Annotated in this window: 16 protein-coding genes; 14 read left to right on the top strand and 2 right to left on the bottom strand. The window is 72.0% G+C overall.

Translation table 11 applies throughout. The features are described 5' to 3' along the window. Positions 1-120: 120 nt before the first annotated feature. The 12 genes from F9C11_RS33195 (at position 121) to F9C11_RS33140 (ending at position 20,867) form a co-directional block, all read left to right on the top strand. Positions 121-1,425 (top strand): isochorismate synthase, encoded by a 1,305-nt coding sequence (locus F9C11_RS33195; RefSeq protein WP_409187026.1) that lies wholly within the window; start codon positions 121-123, stop codon positions 1,423-1,425. Then, positions 1,422-3,023 (top strand): (2,3-dihydroxybenzoyl)adenylate synthase, encoded by a 1,602-nt coding sequence (locus F9C11_RS33190; protein ID WP_409181307.1) that lies wholly within the window; start codon positions 1,422-1,424, stop codon positions 3,021-3,023. Before F9C11_RS33195 ends, F9C11_RS33190 begins: the two co-directional genes overlap by 4 nt. Positions 3,024-3,026: 3 nt before the next feature. Continuing rightward, entirely contained in the window at positions 3,027-3,689 is a 663-nt protein-coding gene (locus F9C11_RS33185) for an isochorismatase family protein (RefSeq protein WP_409181306.1), read from the top strand. Continuing rightward, positions 3,686-3,928 (top strand): phosphopantetheine-binding protein, encoded by a 243-nt coding sequence (locus tag F9C11_RS33180; RefSeq protein WP_409181305.1) that lies wholly within the window; start codon positions 3,686-3,688, stop codon positions 3,926-3,928. The genes F9C11_RS33185 and F9C11_RS33180 overlap by 4 nt, the downstream gene beginning before the upstream one ends. Continuing rightward, complete coding sequence (locus F9C11_RS33175; protein ID WP_409181304.1) at positions 3,925-4,779, top strand: siderophore-interacting protein; 855 nt, start codon at positions 3,925-3,927, stop codon at positions 4,777-4,779. The genes F9C11_RS33180 and F9C11_RS33175 overlap by 4 nt, the downstream gene beginning before the upstream one ends. 83 nt (positions 4,780-4,862) lie before the next feature. Further along, positions 4,863-5,861, top strand: a complete 999-nt coding sequence (locus F9C11_RS33170) for an ABC transporter substrate-binding protein (protein ID WP_409181303.1) — start codon at positions 4,863-4,865, stop codon at positions 5,859-5,861. Next, entirely contained in the window at positions 5,858-6,841 is a 984-nt protein-coding gene (locus F9C11_RS33165) for a FecCD family ABC transporter permease (RefSeq protein ID WP_409181302.1), read from the top strand. The genes F9C11_RS33170 and F9C11_RS33165 overlap by 4 nt, the downstream gene beginning before the upstream one ends. After that, complete coding sequence (locus F9C11_RS33160) at positions 6,838-7,860, top strand: FecCD family ABC transporter permease (protein WP_409181301.1); 1,023 nt, start codon at positions 6,838-6,840, stop codon at positions 7,858-7,860. The genes F9C11_RS33165 and F9C11_RS33160 overlap by 4 nt, the downstream gene beginning before the upstream one ends. Continuing rightward, entirely contained in the window at positions 7,857-8,633 is a 777-nt protein-coding gene (locus tag F9C11_RS33155) for an ABC transporter ATP-binding protein (RefSeq protein WP_409181300.1), read from the top strand. The genes F9C11_RS33160 and F9C11_RS33155 overlap by 4 nt, the downstream gene beginning before the upstream one ends. 16 nt (positions 8,634-8,649) lie before the next feature. After that, complete coding sequence (locus F9C11_RS33150; RefSeq protein ID WP_409181299.1) at positions 8,650-18,483, top strand: amino acid adenylation domain-containing protein; 9,834 nt, start codon at positions 8,650-8,652, stop codon at positions 18,481-18,483. 41 nt (positions 18,484-18,524) lie between these two features. Next, a complete protein-coding gene (locus tag F9C11_RS33145; protein WP_409187025.1) occupies positions 18,525-19,835 on the top strand; it encodes a DHA2 family efflux MFS transporter permease subunit in 1,311 nt (436 codons plus the stop codon). Continuing rightward, positions 19,836-20,867 carry a 3-deoxy-7-phosphoheptulonate synthase gene (locus tag F9C11_RS33140; protein WP_409181298.1) on the top strand — a complete coding sequence of 344 codons (1,032 nt, stop codon included), beginning with the start codon at positions 19,836-19,838 and terminating at the stop codon, positions 20,865-20,867. 150 nt (positions 20,868-21,017) lie between these two features. Here the strand turns inward: F9C11_RS33140 and F9C11_RS33135 are convergent, their stop codons facing one another. Continuing rightward, positions 21,018-21,842, bottom strand: a complete 825-nt coding sequence (locus tag F9C11_RS33135; protein WP_409181297.1) for a LuxR C-terminal-related transcriptional regulator — start codon at positions 21,840-21,842, stop codon at positions 21,018-21,020. Between the two features lie 223 nt (positions 21,843-22,065). Here F9C11_RS33135 and F9C11_RS33130 point away from each other — a divergent pair, with 223 nt between their 5' ends. Continuing rightward, complete coding sequence (locus F9C11_RS33130) at positions 22,066-23,694, top strand: AMP-binding protein (RefSeq protein WP_409181296.1); 1,629 nt, start codon at positions 22,066-22,068, stop codon at positions 23,692-23,694. A 31-nt stretch (positions 23,695-23,725) separates the two neighbouring features. Next, entirely contained in the window at positions 23,726-24,607 is an 882-nt protein-coding gene (locus F9C11_RS33125; protein WP_409181295.1) for an SDR family oxidoreductase, read from the top strand. Between the two features lie 2 nt (positions 24,608-24,609). Here the strand turns inward: F9C11_RS33125 and F9C11_RS33120 are convergent, their stop codons facing one another. Further along, positions 24,610-25,188, bottom strand: a complete 579-nt coding sequence (locus F9C11_RS33120; protein ID WP_409181294.1) for a PadR family transcriptional regulator — start codon at positions 25,186-25,188, stop codon at positions 24,610-24,612. Positions 25,189-25,221 lie beyond the last annotated feature (33 nt).

Here is a 25,221-nt window from a genome sequence, read left to right as displayed (position 1 = left end):
GTGTCCTCACCTGCTCCGGCCCGTCCGCGGCCGGTCCACCGGGCGGCGGATCTCCTGGCCGCGTACCTGCCGGGGTCGTTCTACTACTCGTCGGCCCGCGGGGTGCTGCTCGCCGACGGGGTGCACTCGCACGTCCGCGGCACGGCCGGGAACCGGGCCGCGGCGGCGGCCGAGGCGTTGGAAGCCGCGGTGCTGGCGGGGGTCGAGAATCCGGTCGTGGTGGGGGCGATCGGGTTCCGGCCGGATTCCGGGAGCAGCCTGATCGTTCCCGCGGTGGTGCGCCGGGCCGAGGCTCCGGGCGGCGTCGCGGCGAACAGCCCGGGCGGCCGGGCGAAGCTGGCGGCCGGGACTTCTGGCTCCGCTGCGGGCGATCGGGCGGCGGACGGCGAGTGCTCGGCTCGGCTTGATCTCGGGGGCGCGCCGGGCGGCGCGGTGGAATCCAGGGAAAACCCGGACGGACCTTCGCGCACCGCAGACAGCCCGAACGTAGTGAAGCCCACCGAAAACCACCCCGCCCCCCACGGCGACGCAGCCTCCGAAGACCCCAAAGCCTCGCACACCAACCGATCCCCCTGGACCGTAGTCCCGAAGCCGGCTCCCGAGGTTTACGCCGAGAGCGTTCGCCGAGCGGTCGACCTCATCGGGGACGGGGAACTTCGCAAGGTCGTCCTCGCCCGGGCGCTGGATCTCGTTGGCGAGCAAGGCGTTTCGGTGCGGAAACTGCTCCGCGACCTCGTCCAGGCGGATCCCGCGGCGCATGCCTTCGCCGTGGACGTCAGTGCGCCCGGGGATCCGGCGCCGCGGACGCTTGTCGGGGCCAGTCCGGAGTTGCTGGTGTCTCGCAAGGGGAACGTCGTGACCGCGAATCCGCTCGCCGGGTCGCGGCGGCGGACCGGGGATCCGGCGCGGGACGCTCGGGCGGTCGCCGAGTTGCGGGTGTCCGAAAAGGATCTCGACGAGCACGCGCTCGTCGCCGCGCAGGTCGCGGAGGTGCTGGGACGCTACTGCACCGAGCTGGAAGTCCCGGAAGCGCCGGAAGTGATCGGCACGCCGACGATGTGGCACCTCTCGACCCGGATCACCGGGCGGGTCGGGCCGGGCGGGCCGTCGTCGTTGGAGCTGGCCGAGGCGTTGCATCCGACGCCTGCGGTGTGCGGGGTCCCGGTCGGGCTGGCGCGCGACACGATCGCCCGGCTCGAGCCCGAGGACCGGGGGTATTACGCGGGGCTCGTCGGCTGGACCGACCTCGCGGGGGACGGCGAATGGGTCGTCACGATCCGGTGCGCCGAGGTGTCCGGCGCTACCGCGCGGCTGTTCGCGGGGGCGGGCATCGTCGCCGGGTCGGATCCGGCCGCGGAATTGGCGGAGACCAGCGCGAAATTCGGGACGCTGCTGCGTGCGCTGGGTGCGGAGGGAGTCGCGTGAACCTCTGGCCGGAAGAGACCGCGGCCAGGTACCGGGCCAGCGGGTATTGGCGGGGGCAGACGTTCGGGGCCCTGCTGACGTCGCTCGAAGCGGCGTACGCGGACCGGACTGCGGTCGTCGGCGAGGAGCAGCGCTGGACGTTCGGCGAGCTGGACGAGCGCGCGCATCGGCTGGCCGCGGGGTTCGTCGCGAACGGGATCGGGCCGGGCGACCGGGTGGTCGTGCAGTTGCCGAACATTCCGGAGTTCGTGTCGGTCGTCTTCGGGCTGTGGCGGGCCGGCGCGGTGCCGGTGTTCGCGTTGCCCGCGCATCGCGAGAGCGAGTTGCGGCACTTCGTAGAGCAGAGCGACGCGAAAGCGATCCTCACTGTCGGTGAGCACGCTGGGCACGATCACGCGAAGATGGCGCGGGAAATCGCGCAGCAGCAACGGAAAGTGTTCGTCGTCGGGGAGCCGGAGTTCGCGGAGCTGGCGGCGACCGCGAAGCGGGAGTTGCCGGAGCCGGATCCGGAGAGCATGGCGTTTCTGCAGCTGTCCGGCGGAAGTACCGGGCTGCCGAAGCTGATTCCGCGCACGCACGACGACTACCTGTACAGCGTGCGGGAGAGCGCGCGGATCTGCGGGCTCCGGAAAGAAAGCGTGTACCTCGCGGCCTTGCCAGTGGCGCATAACTTTCCGCTCAGCTCGCCGGGGCTGCTCGGCGCGTTGCACGCGGGTGCGGCGACGGTGCTGGCGCCGCGGCCGGACGCGGACACCGCGTTTCGGCTGATCGAGGCCGAGGGGGTCACGATCAGCGGCGTCGTCCCGCCGTTGGCGGCGGCCTGGGTGCAGGCGGCGGCGCGGACGGAACGGGATCTGTCCTCTTTGGACGTTCTGCTCGTCGGCGGCGCGAAATGCGGCCGGGAGCTGGCGGAACGCATCGGTCCGGCGCTGGGATGCCAGCTGCAGCAGGTGTTCGGCATGGCCGAGGGCCTCGTCTGCTACACCCGGCTGGACGATCCGGAGGACCTCGTCCTGAGCACGCAGGGGCGGCCGATCTCGCCGGACGACGAGGTGCGCGTCGTGAATCCGGACGATCCGCTGGCGAAGTCGGACGACCTCGTCGCGCCGGGCGAAATCGGGGCGCTGCTCACGCGCGGGCCGTACACGATCCGCGGGTACTACAACGCGGCCGAGCACAACAAGACCGCGTTCACCGAGGACGGGTTCTACCGCACCGGCGATCTGGTGCGGCAGAGGGAATCCGGGCATCTCGAAGTCGTCGGGCGGGCGAAGGAGCAGATCAACCGCGGCGGCGAGAAGGTCGCGGCGGAAGAGGTCGAGAACCACCTGATGGCGCATCCGGGCGTGCTCGACGCGGCCGTCGTCGCGGTGCCCGACGAGTACCTCGGCGAGCGGACCTGCGCGTATGTCCTTCCGGCGGACGGAGCGCAGCCGAGCGCGGCGGAACTGCGCCGGTTCGTGCGCGGGCGCGGGGTGGCCGCGTTCAAGGTGCCGGATCTGGTGGAGGTGGTCGGGGAGTTCCCGGTCACCGGCGTGGGCAAGACCAGCAAACGCGAACTGCGGGCGGCGCTGGCCGCCCTGGCGAAGGAGAGGTGAGGCGTGTCCCTGCCGAAGATCCGGGCGTACCCGCTGCCGACGGCGGCGGACCTGCCCGAGGGACGGGTGCGGTGGCGGCCCGACCCGGCGCGGGCGGCTCTGCTCGTGCACGACGTCCAGCGGTATTTCCTTGCCCCGTACGAAGGTTCGCCGATTCCGGAGATGGTCGCGAACATCGCGGAACTCGCCGAAAAAGCGCGCAGCTACGGCATGCCGGTGTTCTACACCGCGCAGCCGGGCAGGCAGCCCGCCGCCGATCGCGGGCTGCTCACCGAGTTCTGGGGCGACGGCATCGGCGCGGTGATCGACGACGACCCGCGCGCGGCGGACATCGTCGACGAGCTGGCCCCGCGGCCGGGCGACACCGTGCTGGACAAATGGCGCTACAGCGCCTTCCAGCGCAGCACTTTCCGCGAGCAGCTCGGCGACCGCGACCAGCTGCTGATCACCGGCGTGTACGCGCACATCGGCTGCCAGGCCACGGCGGTCGAGGCGTTCATGCGCGACGTCCGGCCGTTCCTGATCAGCGACGCGGTCGCGGACTTCGATCGCTCCCGGCACGACCAGGCGTGCGAGTACGTCGCGCAACGCTGCGGCGTCGTCACCACCACCGCCGGCGCGCTCGCCGCGCTGTCGGCGCCGATTCCCGCAGGAGCACCTCGATGAGCACCCCCGGACTGACTGCCGAGCAGGTCAACGCCGACGTCGCCGAGCTGCTCGGCTGCGGCCTCGACGAGCTGACCTCGGACACCGACCTCGCCGACCTCGGCCTCGATTCGATGCGGATCATGAGCCTGGTCGAGAAGTGGCGCGGCGCGGGCGCGACCCAGCTGGAGTTCGCCGACCTCGCCGAGGACCCGCGGCTCGGGCACTGGACGAAGCTGCTCACCGGCGGCGCGCAGTGAGCCGGGACGCGCACCGGCATCGCCACCTCGCCCGGATCGCCGAGGTCCGCGCGGGCCGCCAGGCCGAGAAAGTGCCGTACCCGATCCGGATCCGGCGCGCGGAGGTCGTGCGGACCAGCGCGGTCGGCGCCGGACTGCTGCGCGTCACCCTCGGCGGGCCGGGCACGGCCGGGTTCGAGGCGCATTCGCCGGACGAGCACGTGAAGATCCTCTTCCCGGACGCCGACGGCCAGCTGCGGCTGCCCGAACCGAACGGCGACCTGCTCCGCTGGCCGAAGCCGTCGCCGGTCTCGCGCGAGTACACCGTCCGCCGTTACGACCCGGAGTCCGGCGAGCTGGACCTCGACGTCGCCCTGCACGACGGCGGACTCGGCTCGGACTGGGCGCGTGCGGTGCGGCCGGGCGAGACCGTGCACGTCGCCGGTCCGCCGGGCGGGCTGATCGTGCCGCACAACTACGACCGCTACCTGCTCGCTGGGGACATCACCGCGTTGCCCGCACTCGCGCGCTGGCTGGAGGAACTGCCGCGGACCGCCGTGGGCTGGGCGTTCGCCGAGGTCGCCGACGCGAGCGAGGAGATCGACCTCGACGCTCCGGACGGCGTCGAAGTCCATTGGCTGCACCGCGGAGCAGCCGCGCCGGGCAGCGTCGAGCTTCTCGCCGACGCCGTGCGCGAAGTCAAAGTGCCCGAAGGCGAACGGCTTTACGCGTGGGTCGCCGGGGAAGCGGGCGCGATCAAGCCGCTGCGCCGCTGGCTGCGCGACGACCTCGGCCTCGCCCGCGAGGACTACGACGTGACCGGCTACTGGAAACGCGGCGTCGCGGACTTCGACGACGAGCACGACCACTGACCCCTCGTGAGTGTTCATCCCGGTTAGAACCGCGACGAACACTCACGACCCCCCACCCGACCGCACTACTTGAGGACCCCCGCATGACCGTCACCAGAAAGACCCGTCTCGCCGCCGCCGCGCTCGCGGTCGCCCTCACCGTCGTCGCCGGCTGCGGTTCCGGCGACGCGCAGAGCGGCGGGAGCGACGCCCCGACCCGCGTGTTCGCCGCCGACAACGGCGAGATCAAGATCCCGGTCAAGCCCCAGCGCGTGATCGCCACCGGCTACGCCGTTCCCGCGCTGCTCGAGGCGAAGGCTCCGCTCGTCGGGATCTCGACGTGGAAGCGCGGACTGCCGATGATGACGGCCGAGGACCGCAAGAAGTACGACGAGCTGCCGAAGGTCGCCGGCGAGCAGGCCGCCGAGACGAACTACGAGGCCATCGCGCAGGCCGATCCGGACCTGATCGTGATCGGCGTGCCGAAGCCGGTGCTCGCGGACATCGACGTCAAGCGGCTGCAGGAAATCGCGCCGGTCGTGGCGATCGGCCCGTCGGTTCCTTCCGCGTGGCGGGACCTTTCGCGCAAGCAGTCCGACGCGGCGGGCGCGCTGGCCGGGTTCGACGCGGCGCGCCAGGAGTACGAGGCCAAGGCGAAGCAGCTCAAGGAGAAGTACCAGGCCGTGCTGCCGCAGCTGAAACTGGGCCACGTCGGCGCGTACGGCGAGGTCGCCAAGGGCAATTTCCAGCGCGAGTTCAACGATTCCTGGGGCACGAACGTCGCGCAGGACATCGGCGCGAGCTACTTCGGCCAGGTGAAGGTCAAGGGCGGCGGTTCGAAGGACGTCAGCGAGTACCCGTCGATCGAGGAGCTGCCGACCGCGTTCGCGCAGGCGGACGCGATCACCTACTCGGTCAAGCCGGACGGCTCGGTGCCGCCCGCGGTGAAGTACGTGCTCGATTCGCCGCTGTGGAAGGAACTTCCGGCGGTGAAGGCGGGCAAGACGTTCGCCTTCCGCTACACCGAAGCGGCCACCTACCGGGCGGCGATGAAGACGCTGGACGCGGTGGACCAGGCGTTCGCGCCGCTGCTGAAGAAGTGACCGCGCGCAGCCGGACCGCGCTGCTGGCCGCCGCCGTCGTCCTGCTGGCGGCGGTGGCCGTGGTCAGCGTGGGCGTCGGCGCGCACGGCATCGCGCCGGCGGAGGTGCTCCGGGCGATTTTCGGGCACGGCGATCCGGCCGATCAGGCGGTGGTGCGCGACGTCCGGGCGCCGCGGGCGTTGCTGGCGGTCGGGGTCGGCGCGGCACTGGCGGTAGCCGGGGTGCTCGTTCAGGTGCTGTCGCGGAACCCGTTGGCTGAACCTGGCGTGCTCGGCGTGACCGCCGGGGCCGGGTTCGCCATCACGATCGGTTCCGCGCTCGGCATCGCGGTTTCCGCTTCGGGAGAGCTGCTGTTCGCGGTGTTCGGCGCGGTGCTGGCGACCCTGCTGGTGTACGCGGTCGGCCGGCGGTCGCCGTTGCGGATGGTGCTGACCGGCACCGCGCTGACGTTCGTGCTCAGCGGCGTTTCGCTCGGGCTCCGGCTGTTGCTGCCGGACACCTTCGACCGGTACCGGTTCTGGGCGGTCGGTTCGCTGGCCGGGCGGGAACAGGCTCCGCTGACGGTTCCGTTGATCGTGATCGCGGCGAGCGTGGTCGCCGCGTTCCTGTTGAGCCGTCAGCTGAACGCGCTCGCGCTGGGGGACACCGTCGCGCACACTCTCGGCGCGCGCGTGGCCCGAATTCGTGCGGTGACGCTGTTGCTGATCACTTTGCTGGCCGGGGCGGCGACCGCGGTGGCCGGGCCGATTCTGTTCGTCGGATTGATCGTGCCGCATCTCGCGCGGCGCGCGGCGGGTGCTTCGGTGCCGTGGCTGACCGCGTTCGCGGTGGTGCTCGGCCCGATTCTGCTGCTGGTGTCGGACATCGGCTCGCGCGTGCTGCTGCCGACCGGCGAGGTGCCGGTCGCGATCGTGACTGCCTTCGTCGGCGGCCCGGTGCTGATCTGGGCGGTCCGCAAGTACGGGACGGCCGCGCTATGACCGCGTTTGTGTTCCGCCGCGGGCGGATTTCGCTGCGGGTCGAGCGCCGCACGGTCGTGCTCGTCGCCGTGCTCGGCGTCGTGCTCGCCGGACTTGCCTTGCTGGGGCTGTGTTACGGCGCGGCCTGGGCGAGTCCGGCGCGGGTGTTCGCCGCGCTCGGCGGATCGGGCGGCGGACCGGGCGTGGTGATCCGCGAATGGCGGCTGCCGCGGGTGGCGGCCGGGCTCGTGTTCGGCGCCGCGCTCGGGCTGGCCGGGGCGATTTTCCAGAACGTCACGCGGAATCCGCTCGGCAGCCCGGACGTGATCGGTCTCGATTCCGGCGCCTACACCGGTGCGCTGATCGCGATGACGGTGCTGTCCGGGTCGCCGGCGCAGCTGACGTTCGCGTCGGTGGTCGGCGGGCTGGTCGCCGCGGCCGCGGTCTATCTGCTGTCGATGGGCGGAAGCCGATCCGGATTGCGGCTGATCGTCATCGGGATCGCGGTCAACGCGATGCTGACCGCGTTGAACTCGTGGATCGTGCTGCGCGCCGACCTGGAAGTGGCGATCGCCGCGGTCGGCTGGAGTGCCGGTTCGCTCAACGGGATCGGCTGGAGCGACGTCGCGGTGCCGTTCGGGGTGCTCGCGGTGCTGTTCGCGGTGCTGCTGACCCGGGCGCCCGCGCTGCACCAGGCGGCGCTCGGCACGGAACTCGCGGTGACGACCGGGGTCCGGCACGAATCGCTGCGGCTGCAGCTGGTCGTGCTCGGCGTCGGCTGCACGGCGACGGTCACCGCGGTGGCCGGGCCGATCGCGTTCGTCGCGCTCGCCGCCCCGCAGATCGGCCGCCGGCTCGCCCGCGCGCCCGGCATTCCGCTGCTGCCCGCCGCGCTGGTCGGCGCGCTGCTGCTGGCCGGGGCCGATCTCGTCGCGCAAATGCTGCTCGCCCCGGTGTCGCTGCCGGTCGGCGTGGTCAGCACGGCGATCGGCGGCTGCTACCTGATCTGGCTGCTCACCAAGGAGGTGCGGCGGAAGTGACCGCCCGCTTGACCGCGCGGGACCTCACCCTGCGCTACGGCGACCGCGTCGTCTCGACGCAGTTGCGGCTCGACGTGCCGGACCGCGCGTTCACCGCGGTGGTCGGCCCGAACGCGTGCGGCAAATCGACATTGCTGCGCGCGTTCGTCCGGCTGCTGCGTCCGTCCGACGGCGGCGTGACTTTCGACGGCCGCGAAGTCGGGGCGTATCCGGCGAAGGCGCTGGCGCGGGAACTCGGCTTCCTGCCGCAGGATCCGTCCGCGCCGGAGGACGTCCGCGTCCGGCAGCTGGTCGCGCGCGGCCGGTTCCCGCACCAGTCGCTGCTGTCGTCGTGGTCGGCCGAGGACGAGACCGCGGTGGTCAGCGCGATGACCGCGGCCGGCGTCGCCGGGCTGGCCGACCGTCCGGTGCAGGAGCTGTCCGGCGGGCAGCGGCAGCGGGTGTGGATCGCGGTCGTGCTCGCGCAGCGCACGCCGTACCTGCTGCTCGACGAACCGACGTCGTTCCTCGACATCGCGCACCAGTACCAGGTGCTGGAGCTGCTGAAACGGCTGCGCGACGAGGGCCGCACGGTGATCGCGGTGCTGCACGACATCAACCAGGCCTGCCGCTACGCCGACCACGTGGTCGCCATGCGCGACGGCCGGGTCGTGGCGCAGGGCGCGCCCGGCGACGTCGTGGACGCCGATCTCATCAAGGAAGTCTTCGACCTGCCGAGCGTCGTGGTGCCCGATCCGGTCACCGGGACGCCGATGGTCGTGCCGTCGCTCTGACCCCAGGAGTCCCCAGTTGAGCACCGCACTCGCCACCCTCGAGCTGACCAGCGCCCAGCTGGGCATCTGGAACGCGCAGCGGCTGGAGCCGGATTCGCCGTACTACCTGGTCGGCGACGTGATCGAGATTTCCGGCGGCGCACCGGTCGATCTCGCTGCGCTCGCCGAGGCGATCCGGGCGACCACTGAGGAGGCCGAAAGCCTGCGGCTGCGGGTGCTCGACACCCCGGACGGGCCGCGGCAGGTCGTGTCCGCCGATCCGGTTCCGCTGCCGGAAGTCGTTGACCTGCGAGGGGAAGCGGATCCGCGGGCGGCCGCGCACGCCCGGGTCGCGGCGGAGCGGCGGCGGGCGGCCGAGGCGTGTCGCGGGATGCTGGACCGGGCGTTGTTCTCGCACCTGATCCTCCGGCTTTCCGACACCGAAGTGTGGTTCACCCAGCTCGGCCACCATCTGGTGTTCGACGGCTACACCGCGGCGATGCTCGCCCGGCGCACCGCTGCCCGGTACACCGCCGCGGTGCGGGGCGAAGAGCCGCCGCCGTCGACGTTCGGCCGGTTCGCGGATCTGGTCGAAGCCGACCGCGAGTACCGGATGAGCGAACGGTTCGCGAAGGATCGCGCGTACTGGTGCGACCGGTTCACGCCGATGCCGGAGCTGGCCGAGGACGCCAGCGCGGCCGGGCTGCCGGAAGCGACGTTCACCGCACGTGCCGAACTCGCCGCGGACGAGGTCGCCGCGCTGGGCGAACTGGGGAAACGCGCCGGGACGACCTGGGGTGACGCGCTGATCGCGTGTTACGCGGCGTTCCTGCACCGGGTGCTCGGGACGGCGGACGTCGTGTTCGCGGTGCCGTTGATGTGCCGGGTGGGCGCGGCGTTGCGGACCCCGGCGATGGCGGTCAACGTGCTGCCGTTGCGGGTGCGCGTGCAGCCGGGCGACCGGCCGGAGGAGCTGACCGCGCGGGTCGCGCAGGCGTTGCGGGAAATGCGCGCGCACCAGCGGTACCGCGGGGAGAACCTGCCGCAGGATCTGGCGGTGCCCGGCGCGGGCGCGTTGCTGCACGGACGCGGGATCAACCTCAAGGCGTTCGATCTGGAGCTGGCGTTCGGCGAGGCGCGCGGGACGATGCGGAACGTCGCGGGCGGGCCGCCGGAGGACATGGGGCTCAGCGTGCTGCCGACGGCCGGCGGCGGGCTGTTGCTGGGTTTCGAGGTCGACGCTCGGTCGCAGGATCAGGCTGGCGTCGACGCGCAGCTCGCCGCGTTGAAGGCGTTGATCTCCGCGTTCACCGGGGCGGACGCGCCGGTGGTCGGCGGGGTGGATCTGGTGCCGGACGTCGAGGCCTTGCTGGCCGAATGGTCGACACCCGCCGTCGTCTCGCCGGAAGAAGGGCTCCTGGACGGGCTCGGCGGGCAGACCGCGCTGGTCTGCGGGGACGAGCGGCTCACCGGCGACGAGGTCCGGGCGCGGGTGCACCGGATGGCGCGGGCGTTGCGGGCGCGGGGCGTCGGCGCGGACGACGTAGTGGCGCTGGCGTTGCCCCGGTCGGCCGATTTGGTGGTGGCGCTGCTGGCGGTTCTCGACGCGGGGGCCGCGTTCCTGCCGCTGGACTTGGCGCATCCGGCGGAACGGTTGCGCTCGCTGGTCGCCGAGGTGGCCCCGAAGCTCGCGGTGACGGATTCGGCCGCTTTGCCGGGGGTTCCACAGCTCCGGCTGGACGATCCGGCGGTGCGGAACGAGATCGCCGGGTACTCGGCGGCGGAACTGTCCGATGTGGACCGTCATCCGGAACACCTCGCGTACGTCATCTTCACCTCGGGTTCCACCGGGCAGCCCAAGGGAGTGCTGGTCCGGTCCGGCGGGCTGGAGACGTTGCTGCGGAACCACCGCGCGACCACCGTCGCCGAGACCGCGCAGGGGCGGCGGCTCCGCGTGGCGCACACGTATTCGTTCGCCTTCGACTCGGCGATCGAGCAGCTGCTGTGGATGCTGTGCGGGCACGAATTGCACGTCTACGACACGGAAACCGCGCGTGACGTCGACGCGCTGCACGCCGCCTTCGTGCGCGACCGGATCGACGTCATCGACACCACGCCGTCGATGGCGGCTCCGTTGCTGGACGCGGGATCGCTCGATCCGGCGTTGCTGGTGCTCGGCGGCGAGGCGACTCCTCCGGCGCTGTGGCAGCGGGTCGCTTCGTCCGGGATCCGCGCACGCAACATTTACGGTCCGACTGAGACCACTGTGGACGGTGCCAGCGCGCCGATCACCGGGGACGAACCGGTGATCGGGTTCGCCGTGCCCGGCACGCGGGCGTACGTGCTCGACGCGGCGCTGCGGCCGGTGCTGCCGGGCAGTCGCGGGGAGCTGTACCTCGCCGGGCCGCATCTGGCGCGCGGTTACCTCGGCCGTCCGGGCGGGACGGCGGAGCGGTTCGTCGCCGATCCGTTCGGGCCGCCGGGGAAGCGGATGTACCGCACCGGCGACGTCGTGCGCTGGGTTCCCGGCCGTGGGCTGGAGTATCTGGGGCGGCGCGACGGGCAGGTCAAGATTCGCGGCCACCGGGTGGAATTGGGCGAGGTCGAGAGCGCGCTCGGCGCGGTTCCCGGCGTGCGGGCCGCCGCGGCGGCGGTGCGCGGACCGCGGTTGGTCGGGTATGTCGTCGGCTCCGGGCTGGCGGCGGAAGACGTCCGGGCGGCCCTCGCGGAGCGATTGCCGGAGGCGATGGTCCCGGCGGCGGTCGTGGTGCTGGACGAACTTCCGGTGACCAGCAACGGAAAACTCGACCGGGCCGCGTTGCCCGCGCCCGCGGCGGCCGAGGGCGGACGGGAGCCCCGGACCGAGCGGGAACGGTTGCTGTGCGCCGCGATCGCCGAGGTGATCGGCGTGGAGCGGGTCGCGGTCGACGACGATTTCTTCGCCCTCGGCGGCGACAGCATCACCGCGATCAGCGTCAGCAGCCGGTTGCGGGCGCACGGACTGGATCTCCGGCCTCGGGATCTGCTGGCGCGGCGCAGTTTCGCGGCGTTGGCGGCGGCGAGCCGGGAACTGTCCGAACCGGACAGTGCGCCGGACGAGCCAGTCGGCGAGGTTCCGGCACCGCCGATCATGCGCACGTTGTTCGAGCTGAATCCCGATCCGGCCGCCCTTGTCGGTTATGCACAGTGGACAGTGCTGCGAGTGGACGGTCCGGTGCCGGGGCTTCTCGCCGGGGTCCAGAAGATTCTCGACCACCACGACGTGTTGCGGCTTCGCGTCGAACCCGATGGCACGGTGACGATCCGGCCGCGGGGATCCGTCGAAGCGTCGGTCATCGAGGCGACGGGGGACCCGGCCGAGGTGGCGGAGCGGCTGGCGTCCGAATTGGACCCGCGCGCCGGGGCGATGCTGCGGGTCGCGCGGGTGGGCGACCAGGTGGTGATCGTCGTGCACCACCTGGCTATCGACGGGGTCTCCTGGCGGATTCTGCTGCCTGATCTGCAGACGGCGTGCGAGGGCGGGGTGCTCGAACCCGTGCGCAATTCCTGGCGCCGGCATGCCTTGGCGCTCGCCGAACAGGGTGCGAGTGGTGCGCGGCGCGGCGAACTCGACTACTGGCGGTCGACGCGGAAAAGCAAGCTCGACCCGGCGCGCGACACCGTGGCCACCGCGCATCGTTCGGTCACCGTTGCCAGCGAAGAGGAAAGCACCGCGATCCTCACGACGCTGCCCGCGGCTTATCGCGCGGGTGTGGACGAGGTGTTGCTCGCCGCGCTCGTGCTGACGCTGCGCGGCGAGGAAGACTCGATCACGGTCACGATGGAGGGGCACGGCCGCGAAGGCCTGGATCTCGCCCGCACGGTCGGCTGGTTCACCGCCGAATATCCAGTCCGCATCGGACTGTCCGGTGTGGACACTCTCGATCGCTTGCTGCGCGCGGTCAAGGAAGCCCGGCGCGCGGTGCCGGACGGCGGGATCGGCTTCGGCATCCTCCGGTACCTGGACCCGGGTGCCGAGTTCGCCCCGGAGATGCCGGACGTCCTGCTCAACTACCTCGGCCGGTTCACTCCGCTGTCCGGCGGCTGGCAGCTTCCGGACGAGGACCCGTTCGCCGTAATCGAGCCGCCCGCGAAGGCGCTGGAGCAGGTTCTGGCGCTGAACTGTTTCGTCCGCGAGGAAAGCGCGCCGCGGATCGCCGTCGAATGGACCGCCGCCAGCCGGGTGCTGCCGCCGGAAGAAGTCGAACGTTTGCAGCAAGCCTGGGCGGCGGCGTTCGCCGCGCTCACCAAGCACGCGCGGGAGACCACCGGCGGGCTCACCCCGTCGGACCTTCCGCTGGTGACGCTTAGCCAGGAGGACATCGACGCCCTCGAACGGCAGGGTCCGGTCGCCGACGTCCTGCCCGCGACGCCGCTGCAGGCCGGATTGTCGTTCCACACGCTCACCAGCGGTGGACCCGACGTCTACACCGTGCAGGCGGTGACCCGGCTGGAGGGAAAGCTCGATCCGGAGCGGATGCGAGCCGCCGCCGAAGAACTGCTGCGCCGGCATCCGGCGTTGCGCGTCCACCTGCACACCACAGCGGCGGGCGAGGTCGTGCAGGTCGTGCCTGCTGAGGTGCACCTGGACTGGCGGCACGTCGAACATCCGGAGAGCGCCGACGACGAATGCGCGGCCGAGCTGGCGCGTCCGTTCGACCCGGCGGCGCCGCCGCTGATCCGGTTCCTGCTGCTCACCCTCGGCCCGGCCGAACACCGGCTGGTCCTGACCCTCCATCACGCGCTGCTCGACGGCTGGTCGATGCCGCTCGTCGGCCGCGCGCTGCTGGCCACTTACGCCGAGCTCGACGGCGGGCCGGCCGCTCCGGTCGCGCCGCCGCTGGCCGAGTACCACCGGGTGCTGGCCGCCCGCGAGCACGACGCGGCGGTCGAGGCCTGGCAGGCCGCGCTGGCCGGCCTGGAAGAAGGGACGCGGCTCGCCCCGGCGACCGCGGAGTCCTCTTCGGACCGTCCACAACGGATCTGGATCGGCCTCGGCGCGGAGTTCAGCGAACAGCTGCGCGTCTTCGCGCGGGAACGCGGCGTGACGGCGACGGCGGTGTTCCAGACCGCGTGGGGCGTCCTGCTGGCGCGGCTCACCGGACGCCAGGACGTGGTGTTCGGCTGCCCGGTGTCCGGCCGTCCGTCCGACGTCCCCGGCGTGGAAGCGATGATCGGCCAGCTCGGCACCACCATCCCGGTGCGCGTGGCGTTCGCGCCGTCCGATCCGGCCGCGGCGGTGCTGGCGCGCGTGCAGGACGAGAACGCGCGGCTCACCGACCACCATCACCTCGGCCTGCCGGACATCCAGCGCGCGGCGGGCGTCGGCGAGCTGTTCGACACGATGCTGGTGATGGAGAACTTCCCGCTCTCCAGCCGGGAACGCGAACCGCTCGCGGCCGGGCTCGACCTCGCCGGCGTCGACATCACCGACGCGACGCACTATCCGCTGACCGTGATCGTGCTGCCCGGCGACGAGATCTCGATCGGACTCGGCTACCAGCCGCAGGCCTTCGACGAACCGACCGTGCGGGCGTACGGCCGCTGGCTGACGACGCTGCTGCACGAGATCGTCGCCAACCCGCAGCAACCGGTCGCTCGGCTGCGTTCCCTTGGCGCCGATGAGGAAGCGGCTCTCCTGCGGCAAGGAATCGGGCCTGCACCGCGCCGGGAGGCCGGTACCTGCCTGGAGGAATTCGCCCGCTGGGTGCGGGAAACTCCGGACGCCGAAGCTGTCGTGTGCCGGGATCGCCGCCTGACCTATGCGGAACTGAACCGGAAGGCGAACCAGCTCGCGCACGCCTTGCGCGCGGCCGGGGTGCGGGAGCAGGACCCGGTCGCGGTGCTGCTGGAACGCGACGTCGACCTCGTGGTCGCGCTGTTCGGCGTGCTCAAAGCCGGTGCGGTGCACGTGCCGATGGATCCGACGTACCCGGCGGAACGCTTGGCGCATCTGGTGAAAGACAGTGCGCCAGCCGCGGTGGTGTCCACTTCAGCCCCCGGCTTCGGCGTTCCGGTCATCGACCCGAAGGTCCTGAGTGGACCATCCACTTGGGACGATGTGGTCCCGGATCCGGACGAGCTGGCGTATGTGATCTACACGTCCGGGACCACCGGAAAGCCCAAGGGCGTCGCGATCGCCCATCGCGGCATTCCGAGCCTGGTCGCGCTGCAGGAGGACGTCGTCGGCATCCGGCACGGCGAGCGGTACCTGCACTTCGCGTCCACGAGTTTCGACGTGTCGTACTGGCAGTTCTTCCTGCCGCTGCTGTCCGGCGGCACCTCGGTGATCGCGCCGGAGGAGGTCCGCGGGTCCGGCGACGACCTGCTCGCCTACGCCGCCGAGCACCGGGTCACCGGGCTGAACCTGCTGCCGTCGTTCCTCTCCGCGATGCCGGACGACGCGACCGTGGACCCGGAGGTGTTCTTCGTGGTCGGCGCCGAACGGCTCGACCCGGAGCTGGCGCACCGCTGGGGCGGCAGGCGGGCGCTGTTCAACGCCTACGGCCCGACCGAGGTCACGATCAACTCCGTCACCTGGGTGTACTCCGCGGACGACCCCGGCCCGCTGCCGATCGGCAGGCCGGACCCGCAGGTGCGGGCGTACGTGCTGGACGCCGGGCTGCGGCCGGTCGGGACCGGCGTCACCGGCGAGCTGTACCTCGCCGGGCCGAAGCTCGCGCGCGGGTACGTGAACCGGCCGGGGCAGACCGCGGAGCGGTTCGTGGCCGATCCGTTCGGCGCGCCCGGCGAGCGGATGTACCGCACCGGCGACCTGGTGCGCTGGCGGCCGGACGGGCAGCTGGTGTTCCTCGGCCGCGCCGACCACCAGGTCAAACTGCGCGGGTTCCGGATCGAGCCGGGCGAGATCGAGTCGGCGCTGGCGCGGCATCCGGACGTGCGGGCCGCCGTCGTGCTCGTGCGCGAGGACCGGCCGGGGGACCGGCGGCTCGTCGGGTACGTCGTGCCCGCCGACGGCGCGGATCCCGATCCGGCCGCGCTGCGCGAGCACCTGGCGGCCGAACTGCCCGCGCACATGGTGCCGTCCGCGGTGCTTTCGCTGGAGCGGCTGCCGCTCGGGCCGAGCGGCAAGCTCGACCGGGCCGCGCTGCCCGCGCCCGGTCCGCGCAACGTCGCCGCGGCCCGGCAACCGGCGACGGAAGCGGAAACCGTGCTGCTGGAAGTGGTTCGCGAACTGCTCGGCCCGGACGTCACGATCGACGACGGGTTCCTCGACGCTGGCGGCGACAGCATCGCCTCGCTTCGGCTGGTCGCGCGCGCTCGGCGCGCGGGCCTGCACCTGACCGCGCGGGACGTTTTCGAGGGCGGCACGATCGCCGGGATCGCGGCGCGCTGCGGCGAGCAGACCGTGGCGGTGTCGCCGGATCTCACCCCGGCGGTCGGCGACGCGCCGCTGACGCCGGTCATGCGTGACCTGCTGGAACGCGCTGGCTCGGCGGCCGACGGGTTCTGCCAGTGGGTCGAGGTGTGCGTGCCGTCCGGGGGCGACGTGCCGCGATGGCGGGCCGCGCTCGACGCGGTCCTCGAACGGCACGACGTGCTGCGTTCGCACCTGGCCGGCGACGTGCTGCGCGTCCCGGAACCGGGCGCGGTGACCGGGGCGGACGTGCTGATGGTCGTTCCGGCCGGCGAGGACGCGGACCTGCGGGCGCTGCTGGACGACGAGATCGCCGCGGTCCGGTCCGCCATGGACCCGCGGAAGGGGCCGATGCTGCGTGCGGTGTGGGCGGACGCCGGGCCCGCGCGCCCGGGGCGGCTCGCGCTCGTCGCGCACCACCTCGTGGTGGACGCGGTGTCGTGGCGGATCCTCCTCGACGACCTTGAGCAGGCCTATCTCGGCCGCCAGCTGCCGGAGCGCGGGCCGTCGTTCCTCGGCTGGGCCCGCGCGCTGGTCGCGGCCAAGCCCGCGCGGCAGGTGGAAAGCGCGCACTGGCAACGGCTCGCGGCTTCGGCTCGTCCGGTCAGCGGGGCGGCGCGGCACCACGAGATAGAGGTGTCGGAGGAGATCACCCAGGCGGTGCTGACGACGTTGCCGGGCGCGTACCGGACCGGCCCGGACGCCGTGCTGCTCACCGCGTTCGCGCGCGCTTACCGGGCTTGGCGCGGTACGGAGCTGCTCGTCGCCTTGGAAAGCCACGGCCGGCCGGACCACACGCCGGACTTCGCCGGGGCCGTCGACCTGTCCCGCACGGTCGGCTGGTTCACCGCGATGTACCCGGCCCGGATCACCCCGCCTTCCGACGAGACGGCCATCGCCGCGGTCCGCGATCAGCTCCGCGCCGCTGGCGACGGGCTCGGGTTCGGCATCCTCGGCGGTACATCGACCGGTGCGGACGTCAGCTGGAACTACCTCGGCCGGTTCGAAGCGGCGCCGCAAGCGGAGACGCCGTGGCAGCGGCCGCCGGACGCCGATCCGCTCGGCTCGGCCGGCGCACCGCTCGCGCACGCGCTGATGGTGAACGCGATGGTGCGCGACGACCGGCTGGCGGCTCGGTTCACCTGGCCGTCTTCGGAGTTCAGTGCGGAGGAGATCGCGGCGTTGGGTGCGGCGTTCCAGGCGGAACTCGCTGCGCTGGCGGACGCGGTGCCGGCCGGCGAACTGCTGCCGCTGACACCGCTGCAGGAGCTGATCCTGCGCGAATCGCGGGCCGCGAGCGAGGATCCGTATCCGGTGCAGGCGGCGTTTTCGCTGGCTGGAGCGTTGGATCTGGCCGCGCTGGAGGCTGCGGCGAACGCGTTGGTGCGGCGGCATCCGAACCTGGGCGCGGTTTTCCCGGCCGGGCACGAGGTGCAGGTGCTGCCGGCCGAGCCGCAGGTCGGGTTCCGCGTGCGCTCCGGGGACGTCGAGCGGTTGCTCGCGGAAGACCTCGCCGAGCCGTTCGACCTCGGCGCGGGACCGTTGCTGCGGGTCACCGTGCTCCGCCACGGCCCGGAGCGGCACGAACTCGTGCTCACCAGCCATCACCTGCTGTCCGACGGCTGGTCGGCGCCGAGGATCCTGGCCGAGTTGTTCGCCGGGTACTCCGGCGAGTCGCTGCCGGAAGCGGTGCCGGTGTCGCGGTACACGCGCTGGCTCGCGGCGCGGGACCACGCGGTGACCGGGCATGCGTGGCGGACGGAACTGGCCGGCCTGCCCCCGCGGAAGCTGCTGAGCGGACCGCCCGCGGCGGCCGAGCCGGAACTGTTCACTGTGGACGCTTCACTGGTCGCTTCGTTGACTCGAGCCGGTGCCGAACACGGCGTCACCGCGGGAACGTTGCTGCAGGGTGCGTGGGCGGCGGTGCTCGCGGCTCGGGCCGGGGTCGCCGATGTCGCCTTCGGGGCAATGGTTTCCGGGCGGACGTCCGAAGTGGACGGTGTCGAGGAGATCCTCGGCTTGCTCGCCAACCCGGTCCCGGTGCGGGTGCGGTTCGCCGGAACCGTGGGGGAGACGCTGGCGCGAACCCAAGCACGGCACCAGGAACTGCTCGCGCACCAGCACGTCGGTCTCGCCGAACTGGCCGCGCTGACCGGCCAGGACCGGCTGTTCGACAGTCTCGTCGTGTTCGAGAACTATCCGGTGGACCCGGCGAAGATGCGGGAACCGGCGCCGGGGCTGGAGATCACCGGGACCCGGTTCCGCGAACGCACGCACTATCCGATGACGGTCACCGTGGTGCCCGAACTCGCCGGCGGCTGGTCCGGCGTATTCGGTTACCAGTCCGGGATTCTGTCGGCGGCGGAGGCCCGGTCGCTGGTCGCGGACCTGCTGCGGTTCCTGGCCGAGCTTCCCTCGCGGCTGGACGAGGACGCGGGCGAGTGGCTGCGCTGAACCTGTGGCGGACCGCGTTCGTGCTCGTGCTGGGCACGTTCATGGCGACGCTCGACAGCACGATCGTCTCGGTCGGCGTGGAGACACTGGCGGAGCGGTTCGCCGCGTCCGTCGCCGAGGTCCAGTGGGTCACCACGGCGTATCTGCTCGCGGTGGTGGCCGCGGTGCCCGCGTCCGGCTGGCTCGCCGCGCGGTTCGGCGGACGGCGGACCTGGCTGGCCGCGGTGGTCGTGTTCGTGGCGGCGTCGCTGCTGTGCGGGCTGGCGAGTTCGTTGCCGATGCTGGTCGCGTTCCGCGTGCTGCAGGGGCTGGCGGGAGGGTTGCTGCCGCCGACGGGACAGGCGCTGCTGGCGCGGGCGGCCGGGCCGGAGCGGATCGGGCGGCTGATCAGCGTGGTCGGCGTGGTGCCGTTGCTGTCGCCGGTGCTGGGTCCGCTGGCGAGCGGGGCGATCCTCAGCGTCGCGGACTGGCCCTGGCTGTTTTACGTCAACCTGCCGGTCGGGGTGATCGCGGTCCTGCTCGGTCTGCGGTATGTCGCCGCGGACCAGCCGGCTGACCCGCGTGAGCCGTTCGATTTCCGGGGCGCTGCTTTGCTTTCCCCGGGACTGGCCGCGGTGGTGTTCGGCCTCACCGGGTTCGCTGACGGATATCCGAAGCTGCTTTCCACGGCGGCTGTCGTGGCGGGTTTGCTGATGCTGGCCGCATTTGTCCGGCACGGGCTGCGGGTGCGGGCGCCATTGCTGGACCCGCGATTGTTCGCCCGGCCGCCATTCGGTGCCGCGGCATTGGCGTTGGTCGTGCTGGGGGCTTCGGTGTTCGGCACGATGTTTTTGCTGCCGTTGTATTTGCGGCGCGGGGCCGGATTGGGCGCGTGGGACACCGGATTGTTGTTGGTGCCCCAGGGAATTGGCGCTGCTGCGGGGTCGGTGCTGGTGCATCGCCTGGTGGACAGGATGGCTCCGCGGACGCTGGTGCTGTCCGGAATCGGATTGGTCGCGCTCGGCACCGCGGCGTTCACTCAGCTGGGGCCGGAACTTCCGGAAGTCGTGCTGGTCATTTCCCTGGTGCTGCGGGGATTCGGCGCGGCGATGATCAGCGCGCCGGTGCTGGCGCTGGTTTATCGCAGCCTGGAGAAAACGCAGCTGCCGAAAGCGGCTGGCGCGTTGAATTTGCTGAACACTTTGGGCGGTTCGGTCGGGACCGCGGTGCTCGCGCTGATCTTGCAGAACCGGTTGGCCGTGCGGGGCGTGGACGTCGCGGCGGCCTTCGCGGACACGTTCTGGTGGGTGCTCGGACTGGTCGTGGCGGCGGCTGCCGGGGCGGCGAAGCTGCCGAAGGAAAGGAGCCGGTAGATGCAGGACACGTTGCCCAGCCCGGTGGAGGTGACCGCGGGAGCCGCGCCGGATGTCGCGCGGCACCGCGAAACGGTCTCGGCGGTGCTGGCCCGGCGCGATCCGCGGCTGCTGGTGATCGTGGGGCCGTGCTCGGTGCACGATCCCGCGGCGGCGCTGGAATACGCGGAGCTGCTCGCTGGGATGTCAGCTCGGTACGCCGACGATCTGGTGGTGGTGTTGCGGGCATATCTGGAGAAACCGCGGTCGGTGACCGGATGGACCGGGTTCCTGCCGGACCCGACGCTGGACGGCAAGGGCGATCTCGCCGCCGGGGTCCGGCTGGGGCGGCAGTTCCTGCTCGACGCGGCGGCGACCGGGCTGCCGCTGGCGTACGAGTTCGTGGACCCGGTGCTGGCGCCGTATGTCGCGGACACGGTGAGCTGGGGCGCGATCGGGGCGCGGACGGTGGCCAGCCAGCCGCACCGGCAGCTGGCGTCGTGGCTGCCGATGCCGGTGGGGATGAAGAACTGCGTGTCCGGACGGCTGGGACCGGCGGTGGACGCGATCCGCGCGGCCGGGGCGGCGCACGCGTTCCCCGGCCTCGGCGGGGACGGGCGGATGAAAACCTTGCGCAGCAGCGGAAATCCGGACGCGCATCTCGTTCTGCGTGGTGGTCCGGTGCCGAATTACGACGCGGCGTCGGTCGCGGAGGCGATGAAGGTGCTCGGCGAGGCGGGGCTGCCGCGAAGAGCGGTGATCGACGCCTCGCACGGGAACAGCGGGAAGGACCACAACCGGCAGCCGGGCGTGATCGCGGACGTGGCGGACCAGGTCCGCGCCGGGGCGGCGGTGGCCGGGGTGATGATCGAATCGTATCTGCGCGACGGGGCGCAGGATCCGGAGCGGGTGCCGGCCGATCGGGCGGTGAGCCGGACGGATCCGTGTCTCGGATGGGAGCGGACGGTTCCGTTGCTGGAGTCGCTGGCGCTGGCCAGCCGGGCGAGGTCGGTGCGGGTGGTCCGGGGGGCGTGGGGGAATCAGGGGGCGTGAAGGTGGCCCGCACGGACCGCGGGCGGGGCTGAGGTGGCAGGTTGGTTCGGCGGGCGGGGCTGAGGTGGCAGGTTGGCTCGGCGGGCGGGCTGAGGTGGCAGGTTGGCCAGGCGGGCGGGCTGAGGTGGCAGATTGGCCAGGCGGACGAGGCTAAGGCAGCAGATTGGCCCGGCGGGCGGCGTTGACCGCCTGCAGGCGGGTCTTCGCGTCCAGCTTCCGCATCGCGTTGCGCAGGTAGCTTTTCACCGTTTCCGGGCCCAGGCCGAGCGCCTCGGCGATGTCCGCGTTGGTCTGCCCGGCCGCGGCTCCTTCGAGGACGTCCAACTCGCGCGGGGACAAAGACGGACCGCGGACCGGGTCGCCGGTCAGGGACTGGCACACCGCGTCGATCCGGGCGCGCAGCTGCGGGTCTTCGACCGCGGCGGCGATCCGGCGAAGCTCCGCGTGGCTCTCCCGGATCGCTTGCAGATCGGCCGGTTTCCCGGGCGGCGCGGCCTCCGGTTCCGGGGCGAGCAGATCCAGCCGCCGGCGTACTTCGGCGCGCACCGCCAGCTCTTGTTCCAGATCCCGGGCCACCTCGACCATCGCGGTGACCGACCGGTCGCCGAAGCGGACGTGCTCGCGGACCGCGCCGTACAGCACCGCCCGGACGGTCCGCTGCACGATCACCGGCACCGCCATCACCGAACGCACGCCCTCGGCCTGGACGGCCCGGTCGAAGTGGTGGCTGATCGCGTCGCTGGTGTAGTAGTCCGGCAGCACCACCGGTTTCCGCACGCCGATCGCGCGGCCGCCGAGGCCCTTGCCCTCCGCGACGACGAGGCCGAGCAGCGACGTGTTGCCGAGCAGTTCGGTCATCCGCAGCCGCTTGCCGTCCGCGACCTCGCCGCCGAACGCCAGCGGCACCCCGGCCGCGCCGCGGAGCCGGGCCAGGGCGCGGCGCACTTCGGCGGCGGTCTCGGCGGCACTCGTCACGGCAGGCACCCCACTTCGGCGGCACGGAGGCTCCGGCAGGAGGTGCGATTCTACCCAGCCGGTCCGCCGTTGTCGCCGCACCTCGGGCGAAACGCCTGGTCAGGGCGGTTCCGGAAGGCGGTCCGGCGCTCCGGGCCGACTACCCCTCTTCGGGGGTGGCCGACCGGCTGACCCGCGGCGACGATGTGCCGACACCGGCCGACGATGACCGTGGAGCAGCCCCGTGAGCCCTGAACGCACCATGTTCGACCTGTTGCAGACCTATGCCGCGCCGGACGCGGACGCGACTCAGTTGCTGTGCGGACGCCATCCGGCCGACGCCGTCGCGTTCACCCTTGTCGAGGCCGACCTCAGCAGCCGCGACCTCACCTATGGCCAGCTCGAGGCCGCCTCCGCGCGGTTCGCCGCCGCGCTGGCCGCGCACGGCGTGGGTCCCGGCGACCGGGTCGCGACGCTGATGGGCAAGTCCGCCGAACTGGTCACCGCGCTGCTCGCGATCTGGCGGCTCGGCGCGGTCCACGTGCCGCTGTTCACCGCGTTCGCGCCGCCCGCGATCGCCCAGCGGATCGTCGGCAACGGGACGCGCGTGGTCGTGGTCGACGCCGGCCAGCGCGCCAAGCTCGATCCCAGCGACGACCTGCCCGCCGACCCGTCGCGGATCATCGTGACGACGGGCGAAGCGTCCGGCGGCGACCTGTCGTTCGACGCGCTGCTGGACGAACCGCACCCGCTGCCCGACCCGGTCGCGGTCGGCGGCGACGGCACGCTGGTCGAGATCTTCACCTCCGGCACGACCGGCACCCCGAAGGCGGTGCCGGTGCCGCTGCGCGGGCTTGCCGGGATCCACTCCTACCAGGAGTTCGGCCTCGACCAGACCGACGAGGACGTCTTCTGGAACGCCGCCGACCCGGGCTGGGCGTACGGGCTGTACTTCGCGCTGCTCGGCCCGCTCGCGACCGGGCGGCGCAGCATCCTGCTGCACGCCGGGTTCAGCCCCGAGCTGACCTGGCAGGTGCTCGAACGCTTCGGCGTCACCAACTTCACCGCCGGTCCCACGGTGTACCGGGCGCTGCGCAGCTCGGGCCTGCCGGTGCCCTCCGGGCTGCGGCTGCGGCACTGCTCGTCGGCCGGGGAGCCGCTGACGCCGGACGTCGTGACCTGGGCCGAGGAGGTCCTCGGCTGCCCGGTGCGCGACCACTACGGCCAGACCGAAACCGGCATGGTCGTCGGCAACGCCTGGCATCCGCAGCTGATCGCGCCGGTCAAGACCGGGTCGATGGGACGGCCGCTGCCCGGGTTCGCCGTCGAGGTGCTGAAGGCGGGCAGCGACGAGATCGCGGAGATCGGCGAGACCGGCCGCGTCGCGATCGACGTTTCCGCCAGCCCGCTGATGCCGTTCTCCGGCTACCGCGACGCCCCCGAGCGGACCGCGGAACGCTTCAGCCCCGACGGCCGCTGGTACTACACCGGCGACATCGCCGCCCGCGACCGCGACGGGTACCTGACCTTCGGCTCCCGCGACGACGACGTGATCCTCATGGCGGGCTACCGGATCGGCCCGTTCGAGGTGGAAAGCGCGCTGACGCAGCACGAGGCCGTCGCGGAAGCCGCGGTGATCGGCGCGCCGGACGAACTGCGCGGCGAGCTGGTGGTGGCCTACGTGGTGCTGAACCCGGGGGTCGAAGGATCGGACGACCTGGTCGAGGAGCTGAAACAGACGGTCAAGACCCGGCTGGCCGCGCACGTGTATCCGCGGCGGATCCACTTCGTGGCGGAACTGCCGAAGACGCCGAGCGGCAAAATCCAGCGCTTCGCCCTGCGCAGCCGGGAGCTGAGCGCGGCTTCGAGCTGAGTTTTCCCGCGGCCGGTGCCACACTGGCCCGATGCCGCCTGATCTGCACGGCCGGGTCGCCCTCGTCGCGGGGGCGACCCGCGGTGCGGGCCGGGGAATCGCCGCCGCGCTCGGCGAGTCCGGGGCGACCGTGATCTGCACCGGCCGCAGCAGCCGCGAGGTCCTTCGGCGCTCGGATTACGACCGGCCGGAGACCGTCGAAGAGACCGCTGAGCTGGTATCTCAGCTGGGCGGCGTTGGTATTCCGTTTGTCGCCGACCATCTGGACCACGATGACGTCCGTCGGCTGGCCGCTTTCGTCCGCGCGGAATACGGGCGGCTTCACTTGCTGGTCAACGACATTTGGGGTGCGGAACGGCTCAAGGGCGGCCCAGCGGAGTGGAACACGCCGGTGTGGGAGCACGACCTCGACGCTGGGTTGCGGATTCTGCGGCTGGGGGTGGAGACGCATCTCGTCACGTCGCATTTCCTGCTGCCGCTGGTGATCCGGGAGCCCGGCGGGTTGGTGGTCGAGGTGACCGACGGGACTGCGGCGCACAATGCCGAGCGCTATCGGATTTCGGTGTTCTACGACCTGGCCAAGGCCTCGGTGAATCGGCTGGCTTTCTCGCAGGGGCATGAGCTTGCGGCTTACGGAGGTGCGGCTGTTGCTGTCACACCGGGGTGGCTGCGGTCGGAGATGATGCTCGACGCTTACGGGGTGACTGAGGAGAACTGGCGATCGGCTTTGGCTGCTGGGGCTCCTGCCGGGTTCGCGGAGTCGGAGTCGCCGCGGTATGTGGGCCGCGGGGTGGCTGCGATGGCGGCGGATCCGGGGCGGGAGAGGTGGAATCAGCGGTCGGTGAGTTCGGCGGAGCTGGCGCGGGAGTACGGGGTGACCGATGTGGACGGGCGGCAGCCGGACAGCTGGTGAAGTCAGACGTATTGCTGCCAGCTGAGTTCGCTGCTCTCCAGATCTGCGCACACTCCGCGAAGCCAGGCCAGTTCTGCGGTGACCACGGCCGTGCGGTGCTCGTGTTCCAGCAGATGCAGCCGCGGGACGTAGGCGTCGCGCGATGCGCGGAGCACCGCCTCGGTACCGTCGAGACGTTCCTGCAGCGCGTCGATCCGCTGCCGTAGGCAGGATAGTGCGTCTTCCGGGGTGAGCAGGTGCAGGAACGACACCGCAGCCGGGAAGAGCGGGAACTCGTCTGCCGGGCTCGCGACGCCGGACCGGACCGCGGCCAGCAACGTTTCCCGGCCTGCCGGAGTGATCTCGTAGACCGTGCGCTCGGGTCGCCGTTCTGTGCGTTCGACAGCGTGGACGCGGACCAGCCCGTCGCGGACGAGCCGGTCCAGCGCGGTGTGCAAACCCGAGCGCGTACGCACATTCACGACCAGGTCGACGCCGCGTTCCTTGATCAGCTGCTGCATCCCGTAGGCGTGCCGCGGTTCTTCGGCGAGCAGTGCCAGAACCGCGAGAACTACGGGGGACAGGTTTCCTCGAGGTGCCATAGTCTGTATCGTACTAGTCTGTAACAGACTATT

It is taken from the genome of Amycolatopsis sp. VS8301801F10, from assembly GCF_046195355.1.
GTDB lineage: Bacteria > Actinomycetota > Actinomycetes > Mycobacteriales > Pseudonocardiaceae > Amycolatopsis.
The sequence above is the reverse complement of the archived record's forward strand: the minus strand, read 5'-3'. Positions and strand labels throughout refer to the sequence as shown.